The organism is Streptomyces sp. NPDC048560 (assembly GCF_040650955.1).
Taxonomy (GTDB): Bacteria; Actinomycetota; Actinomycetes; order Streptomycetales; family Streptomycetaceae; genus Streptomyces.
In genome coordinates this window covers 204,921-219,805 of the sequence record NZ_JBEZIJ010000012.1, presented here as the reverse complement: position 1 = coordinate 219,805, position 14,885 = coordinate 204,921, and the positions used below count along the sequence as shown (strand labels likewise).

Genomic DNA, 14,885 nt, shown 5'->3' with positions numbered 1-14,885 from the left:
GACAGCTCGGCAGAGGCGGCCCTCGGCGGCAGCATGGACAGAGCCTCCTCCAGAGCCGCTACCTCACCCGGGGCGGCCGTCCGTGGTTCCCCGTCTCCGGCGAGTTCCCCTTCACGCGCTACCCCGCAGGGCAGGGGGAGGAAGAGCTCCTCAAGATGAAGGCGGGCGGGATCACCGTCGTCGCCGCGTACGTGATCTGGATCCACCACGAGGAGACCGAGGGCCGGATCCGGTTCGACGGCAACCGCGACCTGAGGCACTTCGCCGAGCTGTGCGCCCACCCCGGTCTCGACTTCATCCCCCGGATCGGCCCCTGGTGCCACGCCGACACGGCTGACCCGGGCAGATACCGGACGTAGCCCCTCCATGTCGGCGCGATGCCACCGCCGTCGATTCCCGCGCGCCTGTGCGAATCGGTCAACTCCCCGTGCCCTGAGCCGGATTACCGCTGTCGGGGCCCTTGCGGGGAAGGGGCCGGCACGCTCCAATGGACGCGGCCAATGGAAAGGAAACTTTCCTAACAGAGCTGACCTCCCCGGCTGAGCTGTGTCCGGACGACCCTCCACGACGCTCCCGCGCGTTCGGCGTCCGGCACATCGCGAGAGATCGGAGAACCACATGCGCATGCGTATGCCCCGCCGTATTTCCCGGCGCGTCCCACGTCCGGAACAACCACCCCGCCCCACACACCGCCGTCGGCGCACCGGCCTGCGGATCGTGCTGGCCACGGCCTTGGCCGCGATCCCCGCCGTGGTCGTCCTCAACACCGGACAGGCGGCCGAGGCGGCCGGCCTCGACGATCCGGTGAAGAAGGAAATCGCCATGCAGATCGTCTCGACGGCCGAGAACTCCTCGCTCCAGTGGCGCGAGCAGTTCGACTACATCGAGGACATCGGCGACGGTCGCGGCTACACCGCCGGCATCATCGGCTTCTGCTCCGGCACGCACGACATGCTCGAACTCGTCGAGTACTACACGGGCAAGGTGCCCGGCAACCCGTTGGCCAAGTACCTCCCCGCCCTGCGCGAGGTCGACGGGAGCGACTCGCACGAGGGCCTCGACCCCGGCTTCACGACCGCCTGGGAACAGGCGGCGGCCACCCCCGAGTTCCGGGCCGCTCAGGAACACGAGCGGGACCGCGTCTACTTCGGCCCCTCGGTCTCCCGGGCCAAGAGCGACGGACTGCGGGTGCTCGGCCAGTTCGCCTACTACGACGCGATCGTCATGCACGGTCAGTCGGGCTTCGAGAGCATCCGCGCCGAGGCCATGAACGACGCCGACACCCCGGCCGAGGGCGGCGACGAGACCCGGTACCTCGACGCGTTCCTCGACGCCCGTGTCGTGGAGATGAAGAAGGAGGCGGCACACGAGGACACCAGCCGCGTCGACACAGCCCAGCGCGTGTTCCTGCGGAACGGCAACCTGAACCTCAACACCCCGCTGGCCTGGGCCGTCTACGGCGAGAACTTCCGCATCGACACCGACCCCGTGCCCGGCCCGGGACCGACCAACCCGCCCGGTACCGAGGCGCTGATATCGCGGGGCAGGCCCGCCACCGCCTCGTCGTCCGAGGACTCCACCCTGACCCCCGGCAAGGCCGTCGACGGTGTCGCGACCACCCGTTGGGCCAGTGCCGAGGGCGTGGACCCGCAGTGGCTCCGCGTCGACCTCGGTGAAGGGGCATCCGTCTCCCGCGTCGAGCTGAAATGGGAGGCCGCGTACGCGAAGCAGTACCGGCTGGAGATCTCGGCGAACGGCACCGACTGGACCCGCCTCGCCACCGAGACCGCAGGCAACGGCGGCACAGACACCTGGACCGGTCTGGCCGGCAAGGGCCGGTACCTGCGTGTGTACGGGACCGCACGCGGCACCGCCTGGGGGTACTCCCTCTGGGAGGCCGATGTGTACGGCACCGTCGGGGGCACCACACCCGGCCCCACCGACCCGCCCACGAGCGGCGCGTTCACCGTGGTCGGCGCCGGTGACATCGCCGACCAGTGCAACGAGAGCGATGCCGGATGCCAGCACTTCAAGACCGCCGCACGCGCCATGGCGATCAACCCGGCCTTCTACATCACCATGGGCGACAACCAGTACGACGACGCCCACATCGAGGACTTCCGCAACTACTACGACAAGTCCTGGGGCCGGTTCAAGGACAAGACCCACCCCGTGCCCGGCAACCACGAGGCGTACGACGACTGGAACAACCAGGACGAGGTCGCCTACCGGCAGTACTTCGGTGACCGAGCCACTCCGCAGGGCAAGATGTGGTACAGCTACGACTACGGCAACTGGCACTTCGTCGCCCTGAACTCCAACCGGTTCGACGAGCGCGAACAGCTCGACTGGCTGAAGGCCGACCTCGCCAGGAACAGCAAGAAGTGCGTCGCCGCATACTTCCACCACCCGCTGTTCAGCTCCGGAAGCCACGGCAACGACCCCGTGAGCAAGCCGGTCTGGTCCATGCTGCGGGCCGCGGGCACCGAGCTGGTGCTGAGCGGCCACGACCACCACTACGAGCGTTTCGCCCCGCAGAGCCCTGACGGCCAGGCAGACCCCAACGGCATCGTCCAGGTCCTCGGCGGCATGGGCGGCAAGGACCTGTACGGCCAGGGTGACACCGTGCAGAAGAACAGCCAGAAGCGCATCTGGGACAAGTTCGGTGTGATGCGGCTCGACTTCACCGACACGAGCTTCACCTCGAAGTTCGTCGGCACCGACGGGACGGTCCTGGACACCGGCCCGACGTACAGCTGCCACTGACGTCCGTACCCGACACCGCCCCTCCCACCGTCCGGCTTGGCCGGCTGCCGTGCTCCGGCGGCCGGCCACGTCCGGGCCACGAAGCCGCCCGGAGCGCCGGTTGTGCAGCCAGACCTCGGGCACCGCGTACCAGGAGCGTCCTCATGTACCTCGCCGTCGGCAGAGCCCGTCCACCGGACGGCCCCACCCGGACCCCCTCACCCGCACGGCCCGCCGGCCGAAGACGCCTCACGGGCACGGTCGTCGCTCTCGGCGCGGTCAGCCTCGTCACCGACATCTCGTCCGAGATGGTCACCGCCGTGCTGCCCCTCTACCTCGTCCTGGGCCTGGGGCTCAGCCCCCTCCAGTTCGGCTTCCTCGACGGCCTCTACAACGGTGTCACCGCGTTCGTCAGGCTCGCCGGCGGGCACGCCGCCGACCGCTGGCAGCGCCACCGGCTGGTCGCCGGTACCGGCTACGCGCTGTCCACCGTCTGCAAACTCGGCCTGTTGTTCGCGGGCGGCTCCACCCCTGCCCTGTCCGCCGCTCTCGCGGCCGACCGGGTCGGCAAAGGCGTACGCACGGCGCCGCGCGACGCCCTGATCTCGCTGAGCTGCGACGAACAAGACCTCGGCCGCGCCTTCGGTGTGCACCGGGCGATGGACACCACGGGCGCCATGCTCGGTCCGCTCGTCGCCTTCGCCATCCTCTGGGCGACCGTCGACGCCTACGACGCCGTCTTCGTCGTCAGCTTCTGCTTCGGACTGCTGGGCGTCCTGATCCTCCTCGCGTTCGTTCCCGGCCACGACGCGGCGCCCGCACGCGCCCCGGGCAAGGCGGCGGCCACGCTCGGCGAGACCCTGCGGCTCCTCCACGTCCCCGCCTTCCGCCGGATCCTCGTCACGGCCACGATGCTCGGCCTCGCCGGCGTGGGCGACGGGTTCCTCTACCTGGTCCTGCAGAAGAGGCTCGCCCTCGACGTGGAGTACTTCCCTCTGCTGCCGCTCGGCAGCGCCGCCGTCTACCTCCTGCTCGCCGTCCCGCTCGGCCGGGCAGCCGACCGGACCGGCCGCCGCGTCCCCTACCTGCTGGGGCACGTCGCGCTGCTCGGGGTCTACATCGCGCTGTTCTCACCGATGGCCGGCCTGCCGCTCACCGTCCTGGTGCTCGTGCTGCACGGCACGTTCTACGCGGCGACCGACGGGGTGCTGATGGCCCTCGGCGGTCCCGTCGTGCCGGCGGACCGCCGCGCGGGCGGGATGGCGCTGCTGCAGACCGGCCACGGGGTGGGCCGGCTCCTGGCGTCCGTCCTGTTCGGAGCCGTCTGGACGGTCTGGGGCATGGACACCGCACTCGTCCTCGCCACCGCCGCCCTCGCCGCAGTCCTGGTCATCGCCCGCGTACTCCTGCCGGCCGCCCCGTCACCCGCCGCCCCCGCACCCTTCGACGTCCCGGAGCGCTCATGACCCTGCCCCCTCTCTCCCTCCGCGCGCGGATCACCGCGCTCACGGCGGCCACCGCCGTGCTGGCGGCCGTCGCCGTCGGCTACACGGTCGCGGCAGCCGACGGCGACGGCCGGGCGCCGGCGGCCACCGCCGCTCCGGGCCTGACACTCGACAACGCTCCCGGCCTGTACCACGCCTCACGAGGGGGCACCGCGCTCTCCACGCCGTACAGCCCCTCGGGTACGGGTACGGCCGACGGGGCGCGGAGCAGGAGCACCGGTCTGTCGTGCGGCCGCTTCCACGCGAGCGGGCGGTCGGCCGTCTGTATCGCGCACCACCCGGGCCTCTCGCAGAAGACGAAAGTGACCGTCCTCGACCGCGCGCTGGACACCCGCAGAACCGTCGTGGTCGGCGGCATCCCCAACCGGGCACGGGTCTCCCCGTCCGGCCGGATGGTCGCGTGGACGCTGTTCGTCAGCGGCGACTCCTACGCCTCGTCGTCGTTCTCGACGAGGAGCGGGATCCTCGACACCCGGACCGGCTACCTGATCAAGAACGTGGAGACCCTCCAGCTGTACCTGGAGGGCAGGCGCTACCACGCGCCGGACGTGAACTACTGGGGCATCACCTTCGCGGACGACGACAACCGCTTCTACGCGACGGTGGCCACGAAGGGCAGGACCTACCTGGTCGAGGGCGACGTGAAGACGTGGAAGGCCCGCACGCTCCGCCGGAACGCCGAATGTCCGTCCCTGTCGCCCGACGGCACCCGGATCGCCTTCAAGAAACGCGTCCGTCAGGGCACCGAGGACCCGTGGCGCCTGCACGTCCTGGACCTCAGGACGATGCGGGAGACTCCCGTCGCCGAGACCCGCAGCGTCGACGACCAGGCGGCCTGGCTGGACAACTCGACCCTCGCCTACGCCCTTCCGGGGCGGACGAAGGGCACGTCGGACATCTGGACCGTCCCCGCCGGTGCGTCTGCCATCGCGCCGAGCCTGCTGCTGAGCGACGCGTCCTCGCCCTCCATGGTTCCGGCAGCGGAGTGAGGGTGGCCGCGTGTGCGCACGGTGACGCCCCGGTGCGGAATGTCACGCGCCCGGGGCGGGGGTGCCGATGAGGGTTCAGCGGCGGACGGCGCCCGGGCCGGCTCGCGCCGGCCCGGGCGTCATGCTCAGCGCAGGTCGAACCGGTCGAGGTTCATGACCTTGTCCCACGCTGCCACGAAGTCCTGCACGAACTTCTCCCCGGCGTCGTCGCTCGCGTAGACCTCGGCGACCGCGCGCAGCTCCGAGTTCGAGCCGAACACGAGGTCGGCACGGCTGCCGGTCCACTTGACGTCGCCCGTGGCGGAGTCGCGGGCCTCGAACGTGTTCGCGTCCTTCGACGTCGCCTTCCACTCCGTGCCCAGGTCGAGCAGGTTGACGAAGAAGTCGTTGGTCAGACGCCCGGGGGTCGCGGTGAGGACACCTTGCGACGAGCCCCCGTAGTTCGCGCCGAGGACCCGGAGGCCACCGACGAGGACCGTCATCTCGGGAGCGCTCAGGGTGAGCAGGTTCGCCTTGTCGATCAGCAGGTACTCGGCAGGCAGGCGGCTGCCCTTGCCGAGGTAGTTGCGGAACCCGTCGGCGGCCGGCTCGAGCGCGGCGAACGACTCCACGTCGGTCTGCTCCTGGGACGCGTCCACCCGGCCCGGCGTGAAGGGGACCTCGATGTCGAAGCCGGCGTCCTTCGCGGCCCGCTCGACGCCGACGGCGCCGGCGAGCACGATCAGGTCGGCGAGCGAGATCCGCTTGCCGCCGCCCGCGCTGTTGAACGCCTCCTGGACGCCCTCCAGCGTGCGCAGCACCGTGGCCAGCTCGTCCGGGTTGTTGACCTCCCACCCGCTCTGCGGCTGGAGGCGGATGCGCGCGCCGTTGGCGCCGCCGCGCTTGTCGCTGCCGCGGAAGGACGAGGCCGACGCCCACGCGGTCGACACCAGCTGGGACACCGACAGCCCCGAGTCGAGGATCCGGCTCTTGAGGGAGGCGATGTCCTCGGCGCCGACGGGCTCGTGCGTCGCGGCCGGCAGAGGGTCCTGCCACACCAGGGTCTCGCTGGGCACCTCCGGGCCGAGGTAGCGCACGACCGGGCCCATGTCACGGTGGGTCAGCTTGAACCACGCCCGCGCGAACGCGTCCGCGAACACGGCCGGGTTCTCCAGGAAGCGGCGCGAGATCTGCTCGTACGCGGGGTCGACCCGGAGCGAGAGGTCGGTGGTCAGCATGGTCGGGACGTGACTCTTCGAGGCGTCGTGGGCGTCGGGCACCGTGCCCGCGCCGCCGCCGTCCTTCGGCCGCCACTGGTGTGCGCCGGCAGGGCTCTTGAAGAGCTCCCACTCATAGCCGAAGAGGATCTCGAAGAAGCTGTTGTCCCAGGTGGTGGGGGTGTTCGTCCAGATGCCCTCAAGACCGCTGGTGATCGCGTCACCGCCCTTGCCGGTACCGAAGGAGTTCCGCCAGCCCAGGCCCTGGTCCTCGATCGGGGCGGCCTCGGGGTCGGCGCCGACGCTCTCCGCCGGTCCGGCACCGTGCGTCTTGCCGAAGGTGTGACCACCGGCGATGAGGGCGACCGTCTCCTCGTCGTTCATCGCCATCCGGCGGAACGTCTCGCGGATGTCGCGGGCCGCGGCCAGCGGGTCCGGATTGCCGTTGGGGCCTTCCGGGTTGACGTAGATGAGGCCCATCTGGACGGCGCCGAGCGGGCTCTCCAGCTCGCGGTCGCCCGTGTAGCGCTCGTCCCCGAGCCACGTGGTCTCGGGACCCCAGTACACGTCCTCGTCGGGCTCCCACACGTCGGCGCGACCGCCGCCGAAGCCGAACGTCTCGAAGCCCATCGACTCCAGGGCGACGTTCCCGGTGAGGATCATGAGGTCGGCCCACGAGATGTTCTTGCCGTACTTCTTCTTGACCGGCCACAGCAGACGGCGGGCCTTGTCGAGGTTGCCGTTGTCCGGCCAGCTGTTGAGGGGCGCGAAGCGCTGCTGCCCGGCACCGGCGCCACCGCGGCCGTCGCTGATGCGGTATGTACCCGCGCTGTGCCAGGCCATCCGGATCATGAGCGGGCCGTAGTTCCCGAAGTCGGCGGGCCACCAGTCCTGCGAGGTGGTCAGCACCTCCGCGATGTCCCGCTTGACGGCCGGAAGGTCGAGGGCCCCGAACGCCTCGGCATAGTCGAAGTCCGCACCGAGGGGGTTGGCCACAGCGGGGTTCTTGGCCAGGATCTTCAGATTGAGGCGCTCCGGCCACCACTGACGGTTTCCACCGCCCTGCGTGGGGTGCGGGGCACGCCCGTGCGCGACCGGGCAGCCGCCCTCGCCCTCCGTTTTCGCGTCGGTGACGATTGCGTCGTGGTTCTCAGACATGGGAATCCTTCCGGACGGGGCGGATCACACTGCTCAGGAACTGCGGGCACAGGCACAGCCGGGGGACAGGCCCCGGTGGACGGAGAGTGACCCACGCGATCACACGCCCCGGAAGCGATCGCCCTGACGTCGTGGTGGCCACTGCCGCTTCCTGTCCCTTGGCTATTGCCATAACCGATCCTACGATGGACGCAATCCAAGTCAAGAAGCGAACCAAGTCTTTCCTCCTCGGACACTGGATGTGCAGACGCACACCCCCTGAATCGGGCATACCCCACCGAACCGGATAGGTGAACCTTATGAGCGGACTTCTGGAGCGACTCCGGGGGCGCGGCTGGCGGATGACCTCCCAGCGGCGTGTCGTTGCGGAGGTCCTCGACGGCGACCATGTGCACCTCACAGCCGACGAGGTGCACGCCCGGGCGGTGAGGCTGCTCCCGGAGATCTCCCGGGCCACCGTCTACAACGCCCTGGGTGAGCTCGTCGCTCTCGGTGAGGTGGTGGAGGTGTCCACCGACGGCCGCGCCAAGCGCTACGACCCCAACGCGCACCGGCCGCACCAGCACCTCGTGTGCTCCGGCTGCGGCATCATCCGCGACGTCCATCCGACCGGTGACCCGCTGGCCGGCCTCCCCGCGGAGGAACGGTTCGGATTCACGGTCTCCAAGGCCGAGGTGACCTATCGGGGAACGTGCCCGTCGTGCGACGCGCCGGGGGCGCCCCGGTAGCGCCGATGTCCGGGCCGCACGCCCGTTCGCCAGGCCGGTGGTCCCACTGTGGCCCGGCTCGGAAAGGGCCGGAACCCACAGGGCTGACGACCTTCACGCATACGTTCGGAGCCGGTGGGCACACGGATGTCAGCCAGGCTCACGAAGCGTGACACATCGGCTGTTTCACCCGAGAGGGAGAGGCAAGGAGGACGAACATGACTGCTGAAAGCGGAACCACGAAGAATTCCGGCGTCATGAGGTCGACGGCCCAGCGCACGGTGAACACGGCGAAGGCGAGCGGTGCGAAGGCCGCGGCGGCTGCGAGCGGAGCCGAGCGCGCGGCGCGCGACACGGCGAAGTCCGCGTCGCAGGGTGTCAGGTCCGCCGGCGGCGCCACCAAGCGGGCCGGCCGCGCTGCGGCGAGTGGGCTGCACAGCGGGCAGCAGGCCGTGACGGAGAACGCCACGAAGGCGGTCTCCGCCACCACCACCGCCTGGACGGTCGTCAAGCACAAGAAGGGGGTCGTGACCGGGGCGGCCGCGGGCGTCGCCGGAGTGGCCGGTGCCGCCTTCGCCCTGGGCCGCTCGACGGCGAAGCCGCCGGCCGGCCCGCTGACCCGGCTCACGCGCGGGCGGATCTGAGAAGGGAGTAACTTTCCCTTCCCGCCCGCACGTCACCAGCCGTCCGCCCCCGCCCCGTCTCCACGGGGCGGGGGCGGACGCGCGACCGGCCGGTGGCGTTCAGGCAGGCTCTCCTCCGACGCCCCGCCTTGACGAGCTGCCGCGACGAGCGGGCCGCGAGCCACCGGCCTTCTTCACGCCGGTGACCTGGAGGGGGCGATGCGCCCCCCTTGCGGTCCGTTCACAGCAGGTCACGGGGCACTGTCTCGTTCCAGGTGCGGGAGAAGACGCGCCGCTCGCCCTCGTAGCCGTCGAGAGTGGCGTCGATCAGGAACTCCGTCTCACTGCACCGGAGTTCGGTGCGCGTCTCCACCCGTACGTCCCAGTCGTCCCGCCCGAAGCGCATCGTCCACGCCGATTCGCCACCGACGGACGTGAAGTCGTCGGCGGTGGCCGTGTAGCGCTCGTAGGCCCGGCATCCGACGTCCATCCCGATCGCGTCGATGCGCACCGTACCCCGGTCCTTGACGATCTCCAGTGCCGACTCGTACCCGATCAGGTCCCGCTTGACCTCCCAGCGCTGCTCGGGAGGAGACAGCCGGGTGGTGGGGAGGGGCGGCGCGCCCTCCGGCTCACCGAAGGGGCGGTGCGGCATACCGTCCGGCTCGTCCACCGGGCGTACCGGCAGCGTCAGGGTGCTCGACCCTTCGTACACGCTGAGCAGGACGGGCCGCGGCGGCGGCCAGGCGAGCGGCCAGTACGACGTCGACAGGGACAGCCGGATCCGGTGACCGCGCGGAAAGACCTGGGCCACGCCGTTCAACTCCACGGTGGCCCGGTAGCGGCGCCCCGGCTCCAGCGGCTCGGGCTCGCCGGTCGTGTCGCGGTGTGTCAGGTTGAGCAGGCCGTACGTCACCCGCGTCGCCCGGCCGTCGGGTGCCACGTCGGAGATGCGCGCCGCGACCATGGCCACCGGTTCACTCACGGACAGGTCGAGCTCGACCGTCGGTGACCCCAGGATCTCCACCGCTTCCTCCAGCGGCCCGGTGTCGTAGACGAGCGAACCGCCGTCCTCCTCGCGCTGGTCGTACGGCAGGTCCGGCGGGGCGTTGTACGAGGCCCACTTGCCGGCGAACTGGCCCACCGAGAGCGGTGACTGCACCGTCGTGGCGTCGCCCGTACCGTCGCCGTCCCCCGCGGGCTCCGGATCGCCGGGCCTGAGGATGCGGTGCCGCGACAGCGGATGCGCGACCGCCTTGATGTGCGGCGAGGGCCAGCACGGCTCGCCGACCCAGCGTCCGGGGCGCTCCTCGTACGAGGTGGAGGGCGGCACACTCTCCTGCATCCAGGTCTGCAGCATGGGGCCGTCCATCACCCCGTTGTCCACGTCCTTGAGCCAGTGGTCCCACCACCGCACGACCTCCTGCAGATAGCCGATCGCGGGGCCCGGCTCACCGAGATGCGGGAACGTGTGGGACCAGGGGCCCACCAGCCCCTTGCGCGGAACGTCCAGATGACCGAGCAGGCGCATCACGGCGTTGGAGTAGCCGTCCGCCCAGCCACTGGACGCGAGCACCGGGCAGCGCACGGCCGTGTAGTCCTCGCAGACGGACGCGTGCCGCCAGTAGTCGTCGCGGCGTTGGTGGCGCAGCCACTTCAGGACCCAGGGCTCGGTGTGCTCCATCCGCTCGTGCCACATGTCACGCCACCGGTCCCCGACGACGGCGGGGTCCGGCGGGCACGTCGCGTACGCGAACATGGTCCCCGCCTCCGCGAGGTTGTCCGACAGCATCGTGCCGCCCATGTAGTGCATGTCGTCGGCGTACCGGTCGTCGGTGAACGACGCGATGACCACGGCACGCAGGCTCGGCGGCTGGCGGGCCGCGGTCTGCAGCGCGGCGAAGGCCCCCCAGGAGATGCCCATCATTCCCGTGGAGCCGTCGCACCAGGGCTGGTCGGCCAGCCAGGCCAGCACCTCTTCGGCGTCGGCCTGTTCCCGCTCCAGGTACTCGTCGGCCAGTACGCCCTCGGAGTCCCCGGTGCCCCGCAGATCCACACGCACGCACGCGTAGCCGTGGCCCGCGATGTACGGATGGTGGATGGAGTCGCGCACGGCGGTCAGGTCCCGCTTGCGGTAGGGGATGTACTCCAGCACCGCGGGCACCGGCTCGTCGTCCGATGACACCGGACGCCAGATCCTAGCGGACAGGCGTGTCCCGTCGGACAGGGGGACGACGACGTGCTCTTCTTCCTTCGTCTCGTGCGGCAGGTTGCTCACGCATCGCATACGGCGGTACCGCTCCTCTCGCTGGTCTGTCAGCCGTTCTTCAGGTCGCGCCCGCCCGGCGTGGTCTCGTCGAAGGCCAGGCCCAGGGCCGCCACGCAGCGGTCGTACTTCACCCGCAGTTCCTTCTCGCTGTCCCCGCCGGTGAAGATGTGCGCGATCTCGTAGCTGTAGGTGTCCTGCTGCGCGGTGTCCGAGAGGCGCTGTCCCTCCTCGGGCACCACGTCGACCCGGACGCCCGGAATCTCGCGCTCGATCCGCTCGATGTCCGCCCGCGAGGGAACGCGGTGCGCCACCCCGTCCGCGAACCACCGGTGGTACCACTTGGCGGCCATCGCGTACGGCCCGGCCCGGTGCGGGAACGAGGGGTCCTCGCCGAGTGCCAGGCTGATCATGCAGTGGTGGTTGGGGACGCCGTCGACGTACGCGAACAGCTCCGCATGCGACTGCGAGTGCCGGGGGTTGATCTCCAGCAGGCCGATCGCGTCGGTCCGCGGATCGTAGAAGTACTCGATGCTGAAGGTTGCCGCGTTCATGCCGATCTGGCGCATCACCCGTCCGGAGATGTCGTGCAGGCGGCGCACCACCGGTTCGGGCAGGGCCGAAGGGTACTGGTGGCGCAGAAAGCTCGAGGAGTCGGGATAGTTGATCGAGTCCAGGACGCCGTAGACGGTGACCTCGCCGTCGTGGACGTATCCCTCGACAGCGACCTGGAGTCCCGTGAGGGACTCCTCGGCCAGGCAGACCTGGCCCCCGACACCGGCCATCTCCTCGGGCAGGTCGAGCCGGTCGAGGATGTACTCGAAGGGGCGTCCCACCCTGGCGACCCCCGCGCGGATCTCCTCGACCGCCTCACGGAACTGCTGCTGGTCCTTGACACCGAAGGCGAGCTCGGACGAGTACGCCAGGGCGGGCTTCAGCCACATCGGGAATCGCATGCCCTCGGGCGGTCGGGGATCGTCCGCCTCCATGTCGACCCGGCCGAAGCGCGGGTGCTCCTCGATGACCTTCTGCTGCTCCAGGCGGCTCCAGTACTTGTGCTCGCACTTGACGACGGACCGCAGGTCCGTGCTGCGCGTGCCGTAGTGCTCGCTCAGCATCGGCACGAGCGTGCTCACGGGGAAGTCCCAGTAGCCGACGATCGCGTCGATGCTGCCGTCGAAGGCGTCGAGTACGCCCTTCGCCTTCTCGGCCAGGTCAGCCACCGACACCTCCCCGATCTGCAGTTCCTCGATCGTGAGCAGCGGGTGTAACGCGTACGTGTCGGCACGGGGAACGGCCAGTAGAGTTCTCAGATTCGCCTCTTCCAGACCGAGCACGAATATGTTCCTGCGCTGCGTGGACATGTGATTCACTCGCCTCCTTCGCGGGTTGCGCGATGCGGCGCGCCGTCGATGGCGTGCACTGGGCGCGTTCCTCGCACAGCGCGTTTCACACCTCCGCCCGGCAGCACAGGGGTGGTTCCGCAGCGAGCAGGACCGGCCCGCCCGGCGCCCCGGGCACCCGCGGTTGGCGCCTGTTCAGGCCGAGTCGTTGCGCAGCATGGGGCCCCACGGGCCCGGCTGATGGGTGATCACCTCGCACGCCTCGCCGATGGCGCAGGCGCCGATCCACGCCAGCGGCTCGACCTCCTTGACGAGAGGCTCGTTGTCCGGACCGCGTCCCGCCTCCGTGCCGTGCAGCACCCAGGGCCGGGTGCCGGGAGCCCTGACGCGGGGGAGGTGGGAGTAGTCGTACAGCCTGCGCGCCACCCATGTGCGTACCGAGCGGCCGTCCCACCAGATCTCGACGTCGAGTGCGTTCGCCGACAGTCCGGGCAGGGAGAGCCCCGTGAGCCCGTCCCTGCTGGATGCCAGTTCGAGATCGCACTCCGGACCGTGCGACCAGCGCACGTACAGACCCCGCCGGCTCGCGACCAGTTCAGCCAGGTCGTCCAGGGAGTCGAATACGGGCATTGATTCCGCGTCGCTCATAGCCCCTCGTCCGCAGCCTGCACCGACCGTTCTCCATCGGTTCCCCGAAGCGGGCCGAGTTAACTGCGGACGGGGCGGGGGGTACCCGAACGGGCGTATCGGTCAGGCCGGGCTCGCCACCGCCCTCGGAAACGCCGAGTGGTGCGTGCCCCGCCGTGGGCACGCACCACTCGGTTCAGCCGGTTCAGCCGGATCAGTCGGTCGGTACGGCTCCGGTGCGCGCGACCTCCGCGTACCAGCGGGCGCTGGACTTGGGCGTACGACGGCCGGTCGGGTAGTCCACGTACACCGCGCCGAAGCGCTTGCTGTAGCCGTAGCCCCACTCGAAGTTGTCGAGCAGCGACCACAGGAAGTAGCCACGGACATCCACGCCGTCCGCGATCGCGCGGTGCACCGCGGCGAGGTGACTCTGCAGATAGGCGATGCGGTCCGGGTCGTGAACGGTGCCCGCGGGGTCGACGTAGTCGTCGAACGCGGCGCCGTTCTCGGTGATGACGAGGGGAAGCGACGGGAACTCGCGCTTCAGGTCCCGCAGCAGGTCGTACAGACCGCTCGCGTCGACCGCCCAGCCCATCGCCGTGGTGCTGCCGGGCGGGCGGTGGAAAGCGACCCGGTCGGCGCCGGGCCACGGGCTGTGCTCGCTGACGCCGTGACCGTCGGAGTGGTGGACGCCTTCGCCCGTCGCGGCGGAGACCAGGGTCGGCGTGTAGTAGTTGACCCCCAGGAAGTCCAGCGGCTGCCGGATGTCCTGGGTGTCGCCGTCCCGGACGAACGACCAGTCCGTCAGGTGGGCGGTGTCGGCCAGTACGTCGGCCGGATAGGCGCCGCGGAGCATCGGGCCCGTGAAGACACGGTTGGCGACCCCGTCGATACGGCGGGCCGCGTCGATGTCCTCGGCGCTGCCGGTGAGCGACCGCACCTGATGGATGTTGAGCGTGACGGACATCCGGGCATCGGACGGCAGGACGGCGCGCATCGCCTGCACGGCCCGGCCGTGGCCGAGGTTGAGGTGGTGGGCCGCCCGCAGGGCGTCGACGGGGTCGGTGCGCCCGGGGGCGTGCACCCCGGAGCCGTAACCGAGGAACGCGCTGCACCAGGGCTCGTTGAGCGTCGTCCAGGTCTTCACCCGGTCACCGAGCGCTTCCGCGACGATGCCTGCGTACTCTGCGAAACGCTCCGCCGTGGCACGCTCGGGCCAGCCGCCGGCGTCCTCCAGCTCCTGCGGCAGATCCCAGTGGTAGAGGGTCGCCACCGGCTGGATGTTCTTCTCCAGCAGACCGTCGGTCAGGCGGCGGTAGAAGTCGAGCCCCTTCTGCACCGCGGGCCCGCGACCGGTGGGCTGTACGCGGGACCACGAGACGGAGAACCGGTACGCGCCGACGCCCAGGTCGGACATGATCTGCACGTCCTCGGGCCAGCGGTGGTAGTGGTCCGTCGCGATGTCCCCCGTGTCGCCGTTGCGGACCTTGCCGGGGGTGCGCGCGTAGGTGTCCCAGATCGACGGCGTCCGCCCGTCGGTGTCCGCGGCCCCCTCGATCTGGTAGGCGGCGGTGGCCGTCCCCCAGAGGAAGTCCGGCGGGAAGACGAGTGACGGCTGGGCGGGCAGGGGGGCGGAATGGGTGAGGCGCGAGGGGGCGGTGACCACGGTGAATCCTTTTGTGTGAAACGGGAGAGGGGGGAGGGGGAACTGGGTAAGGGGGAGGCT

10 protein-coding genes and 2 pseudogenes are annotated in these 14,885 nt (G+C 70.4%); 7 read left to right on the top strand and 5 right to left on the bottom strand.

Features of this window, described 5'->3' with window-relative positions; translation table 11 throughout:
- Positions 1 to 53 precede the first annotated feature (53 nt).
- The 5 genes and pseudogenes from AB0C82_RS29535 to AB0C82_RS29515 all read left to right on the top strand — a co-directional run.
- Positions 54 to 329, top strand: a pseudogene (locus AB0C82_RS29535) (beta-galactosidase); the annotation flags it as partial.
- Positions 330 to 630: 301 nt separating this feature from the next.
- Positions 631 to 1,476 (top strand): annotated as a pseudogene (locus AB0C82_RS29530) (chitosanase); the annotation flags it as partial.
- A 12-nt stretch (positions 1,477 to 1,488) separates the two neighbouring features.
- Positions 1,489 to 2,766 (top strand): discoidin domain-containing protein, encoded by a 1,278-nt coding sequence (locus AB0C82_RS29525; protein WP_362847977.1) that lies wholly within the window; start codon positions 1,489 to 1,491, stop codon positions 2,764 to 2,766.
- 143 nt (positions 2,767 to 2,909) lie between these two features.
- The gene (locus tag AB0C82_RS29520; RefSeq protein WP_362847701.1) at positions 2,910 to 4,211 is read left to right on the top strand and encodes an MFS transporter; all 1,302 of its coding nucleotides are present in this window, start codon (positions 2,910 to 2,912) and stop codon (positions 4,209 to 4,211) included.
- Positions 4,208 to 5,239, top strand: coding sequence for a hypothetical protein (locus tag AB0C82_RS29515; RefSeq protein ID WP_362847699.1), 1,032 nt, complete (start codon positions 4,208 to 4,210; stop codon positions 5,237 to 5,239). The genes AB0C82_RS29520 and AB0C82_RS29515 overlap by 4 nt, the downstream gene beginning before the upstream one ends.
- A gap of 125 nt (positions 5,240 to 5,364) precedes the next feature.
- Here the strand turns inward: AB0C82_RS29515 and katG are convergent, their stop codons facing one another.
- A complete protein-coding gene (katG, locus tag AB0C82_RS29510; protein WP_362847696.1) occupies positions 5,365 to 7,593 on the bottom strand; it encodes a catalase/peroxidase HPI in 2,229 nt (742 codons plus the stop codon).
- Positions 7,594 to 7,892: 299 nt separating this feature from the next.
- Here katG and AB0C82_RS29505 point away from each other — a divergent pair, with 299 nt between their 5' ends.
- Both AB0C82_RS29505 and AB0C82_RS29500 read left to right on the top strand, forming a co-directional pair.
- On the top strand, positions 7,893 to 8,321 hold the full coding sequence (locus tag AB0C82_RS29505; RefSeq protein WP_362847693.1) for a Fur family transcriptional regulator: 429 nt from the start codon (positions 7,893 to 7,895) through the stop codon (positions 8,319 to 8,321).
- Positions 8,322 to 8,518: 197 nt separating this feature from the next.
- Positions 8,519 to 8,944, top strand: a complete 426-nt coding sequence (locus AB0C82_RS29500) for a hypothetical protein (RefSeq protein ID WP_362847690.1) — start codon at positions 8,519 to 8,521, stop codon at positions 8,942 to 8,944.
- Between the two features lie 220 nt (positions 8,945 to 9,164).
- Here AB0C82_RS29500 and AB0C82_RS29495 read toward each other — a convergent pair whose 3' ends face one another.
- The 4 genes from AB0C82_RS29495 to AB0C82_RS29480 all read right to left on the bottom strand — a co-directional run bounded on the left by AB0C82_RS29495 (position 9,165) and on the right by AB0C82_RS29480 (position 14,786).
- A complete protein-coding gene (locus AB0C82_RS29495) occupies positions 9,165 to 11,210 on the bottom strand; it encodes a CocE/NonD family hydrolase (RefSeq protein ID WP_362847687.1) in 2,046 nt (681 codons plus the stop codon).
- Positions 11,211 to 11,239: 29 nt separating this feature from the next.
- Positions 11,240 to 12,553, bottom strand: coding sequence for an ATP-grasp domain-containing protein (locus AB0C82_RS29490; RefSeq protein WP_362847685.1), 1,314 nt, complete (start codon positions 12,551 to 12,553; stop codon positions 11,240 to 11,242).
- A 174-nt stretch (positions 12,554 to 12,727) separates the two neighbouring features.
- Complete coding sequence (locus AB0C82_RS29485) at positions 12,728 to 13,180, bottom strand: DUF6098 family protein (RefSeq protein ID WP_362847682.1); 453 nt, start codon at positions 13,178 to 13,180, stop codon at positions 12,728 to 12,730.
- A 193-nt stretch (positions 13,181 to 13,373) separates the two neighbouring features.
- A complete protein-coding gene (locus AB0C82_RS29480) occupies positions 13,374 to 14,786 on the bottom strand; it encodes a GH1 family beta-glucosidase (protein WP_362847974.1) in 1,413 nt (470 codons plus the stop codon).
- Positions 14,787 to 14,885: the final 99 nt, after the last annotated feature.

Excerpts from the sequence above, each read along its gene's own strand:
- AB0C82_RS29520 (WP_362847701.1), top strand. The coding sequence starts at position 2,910 with ATGTACCTCGCCGTCGGCAGAGCCCGTCCACCGGACGGCCCCACCCGG.
- AB0C82_RS29515 (WP_362847699.1), top strand. The coding sequence starts at position 4,208 with ATGACCCTGCCCCCTCTCTCCCTCCGCGCGCGGATCACCGCGCTCACG.
- katG (WP_362847696.1), bottom strand. The coding sequence starts at position 7,593 with ATGTCTGAGAACCACGACGCAATCGTCACCGACGCGAAAACGGAGGGC.
- AB0C82_RS29505 (WP_362847693.1), top strand. The coding sequence starts at position 7,893 with ATGAGCGGACTTCTGGAGCGACTCCGGGGGCGCGGCTGGCGGATGACC.
- AB0C82_RS29500 (WP_362847690.1), top strand. The coding sequence starts at position 8,519 with ATGACTGCTGAAAGCGGAACCACGAAGAATTCCGGCGTCATGAGGTCG.
- AB0C82_RS29495 (WP_362847687.1), bottom strand. The coding sequence starts at position 11,210 with ATGCGATGCGTGAGCAACCTGCCGCACGAGACGAAGGAAGAAGAGCAC.
- AB0C82_RS29490 (WP_362847685.1), bottom strand. The coding sequence starts at position 12,553 with ATGTCCACGCAGCGCAGGAACATATTCGTGCTCGGTCTGGAAGAGGCG.
- AB0C82_RS29485 (WP_362847682.1), bottom strand. The coding sequence starts at position 13,180 with ATGAGCGACGCGGAATCAATGCCCGTATTCGACTCCCTGGACGACCTG.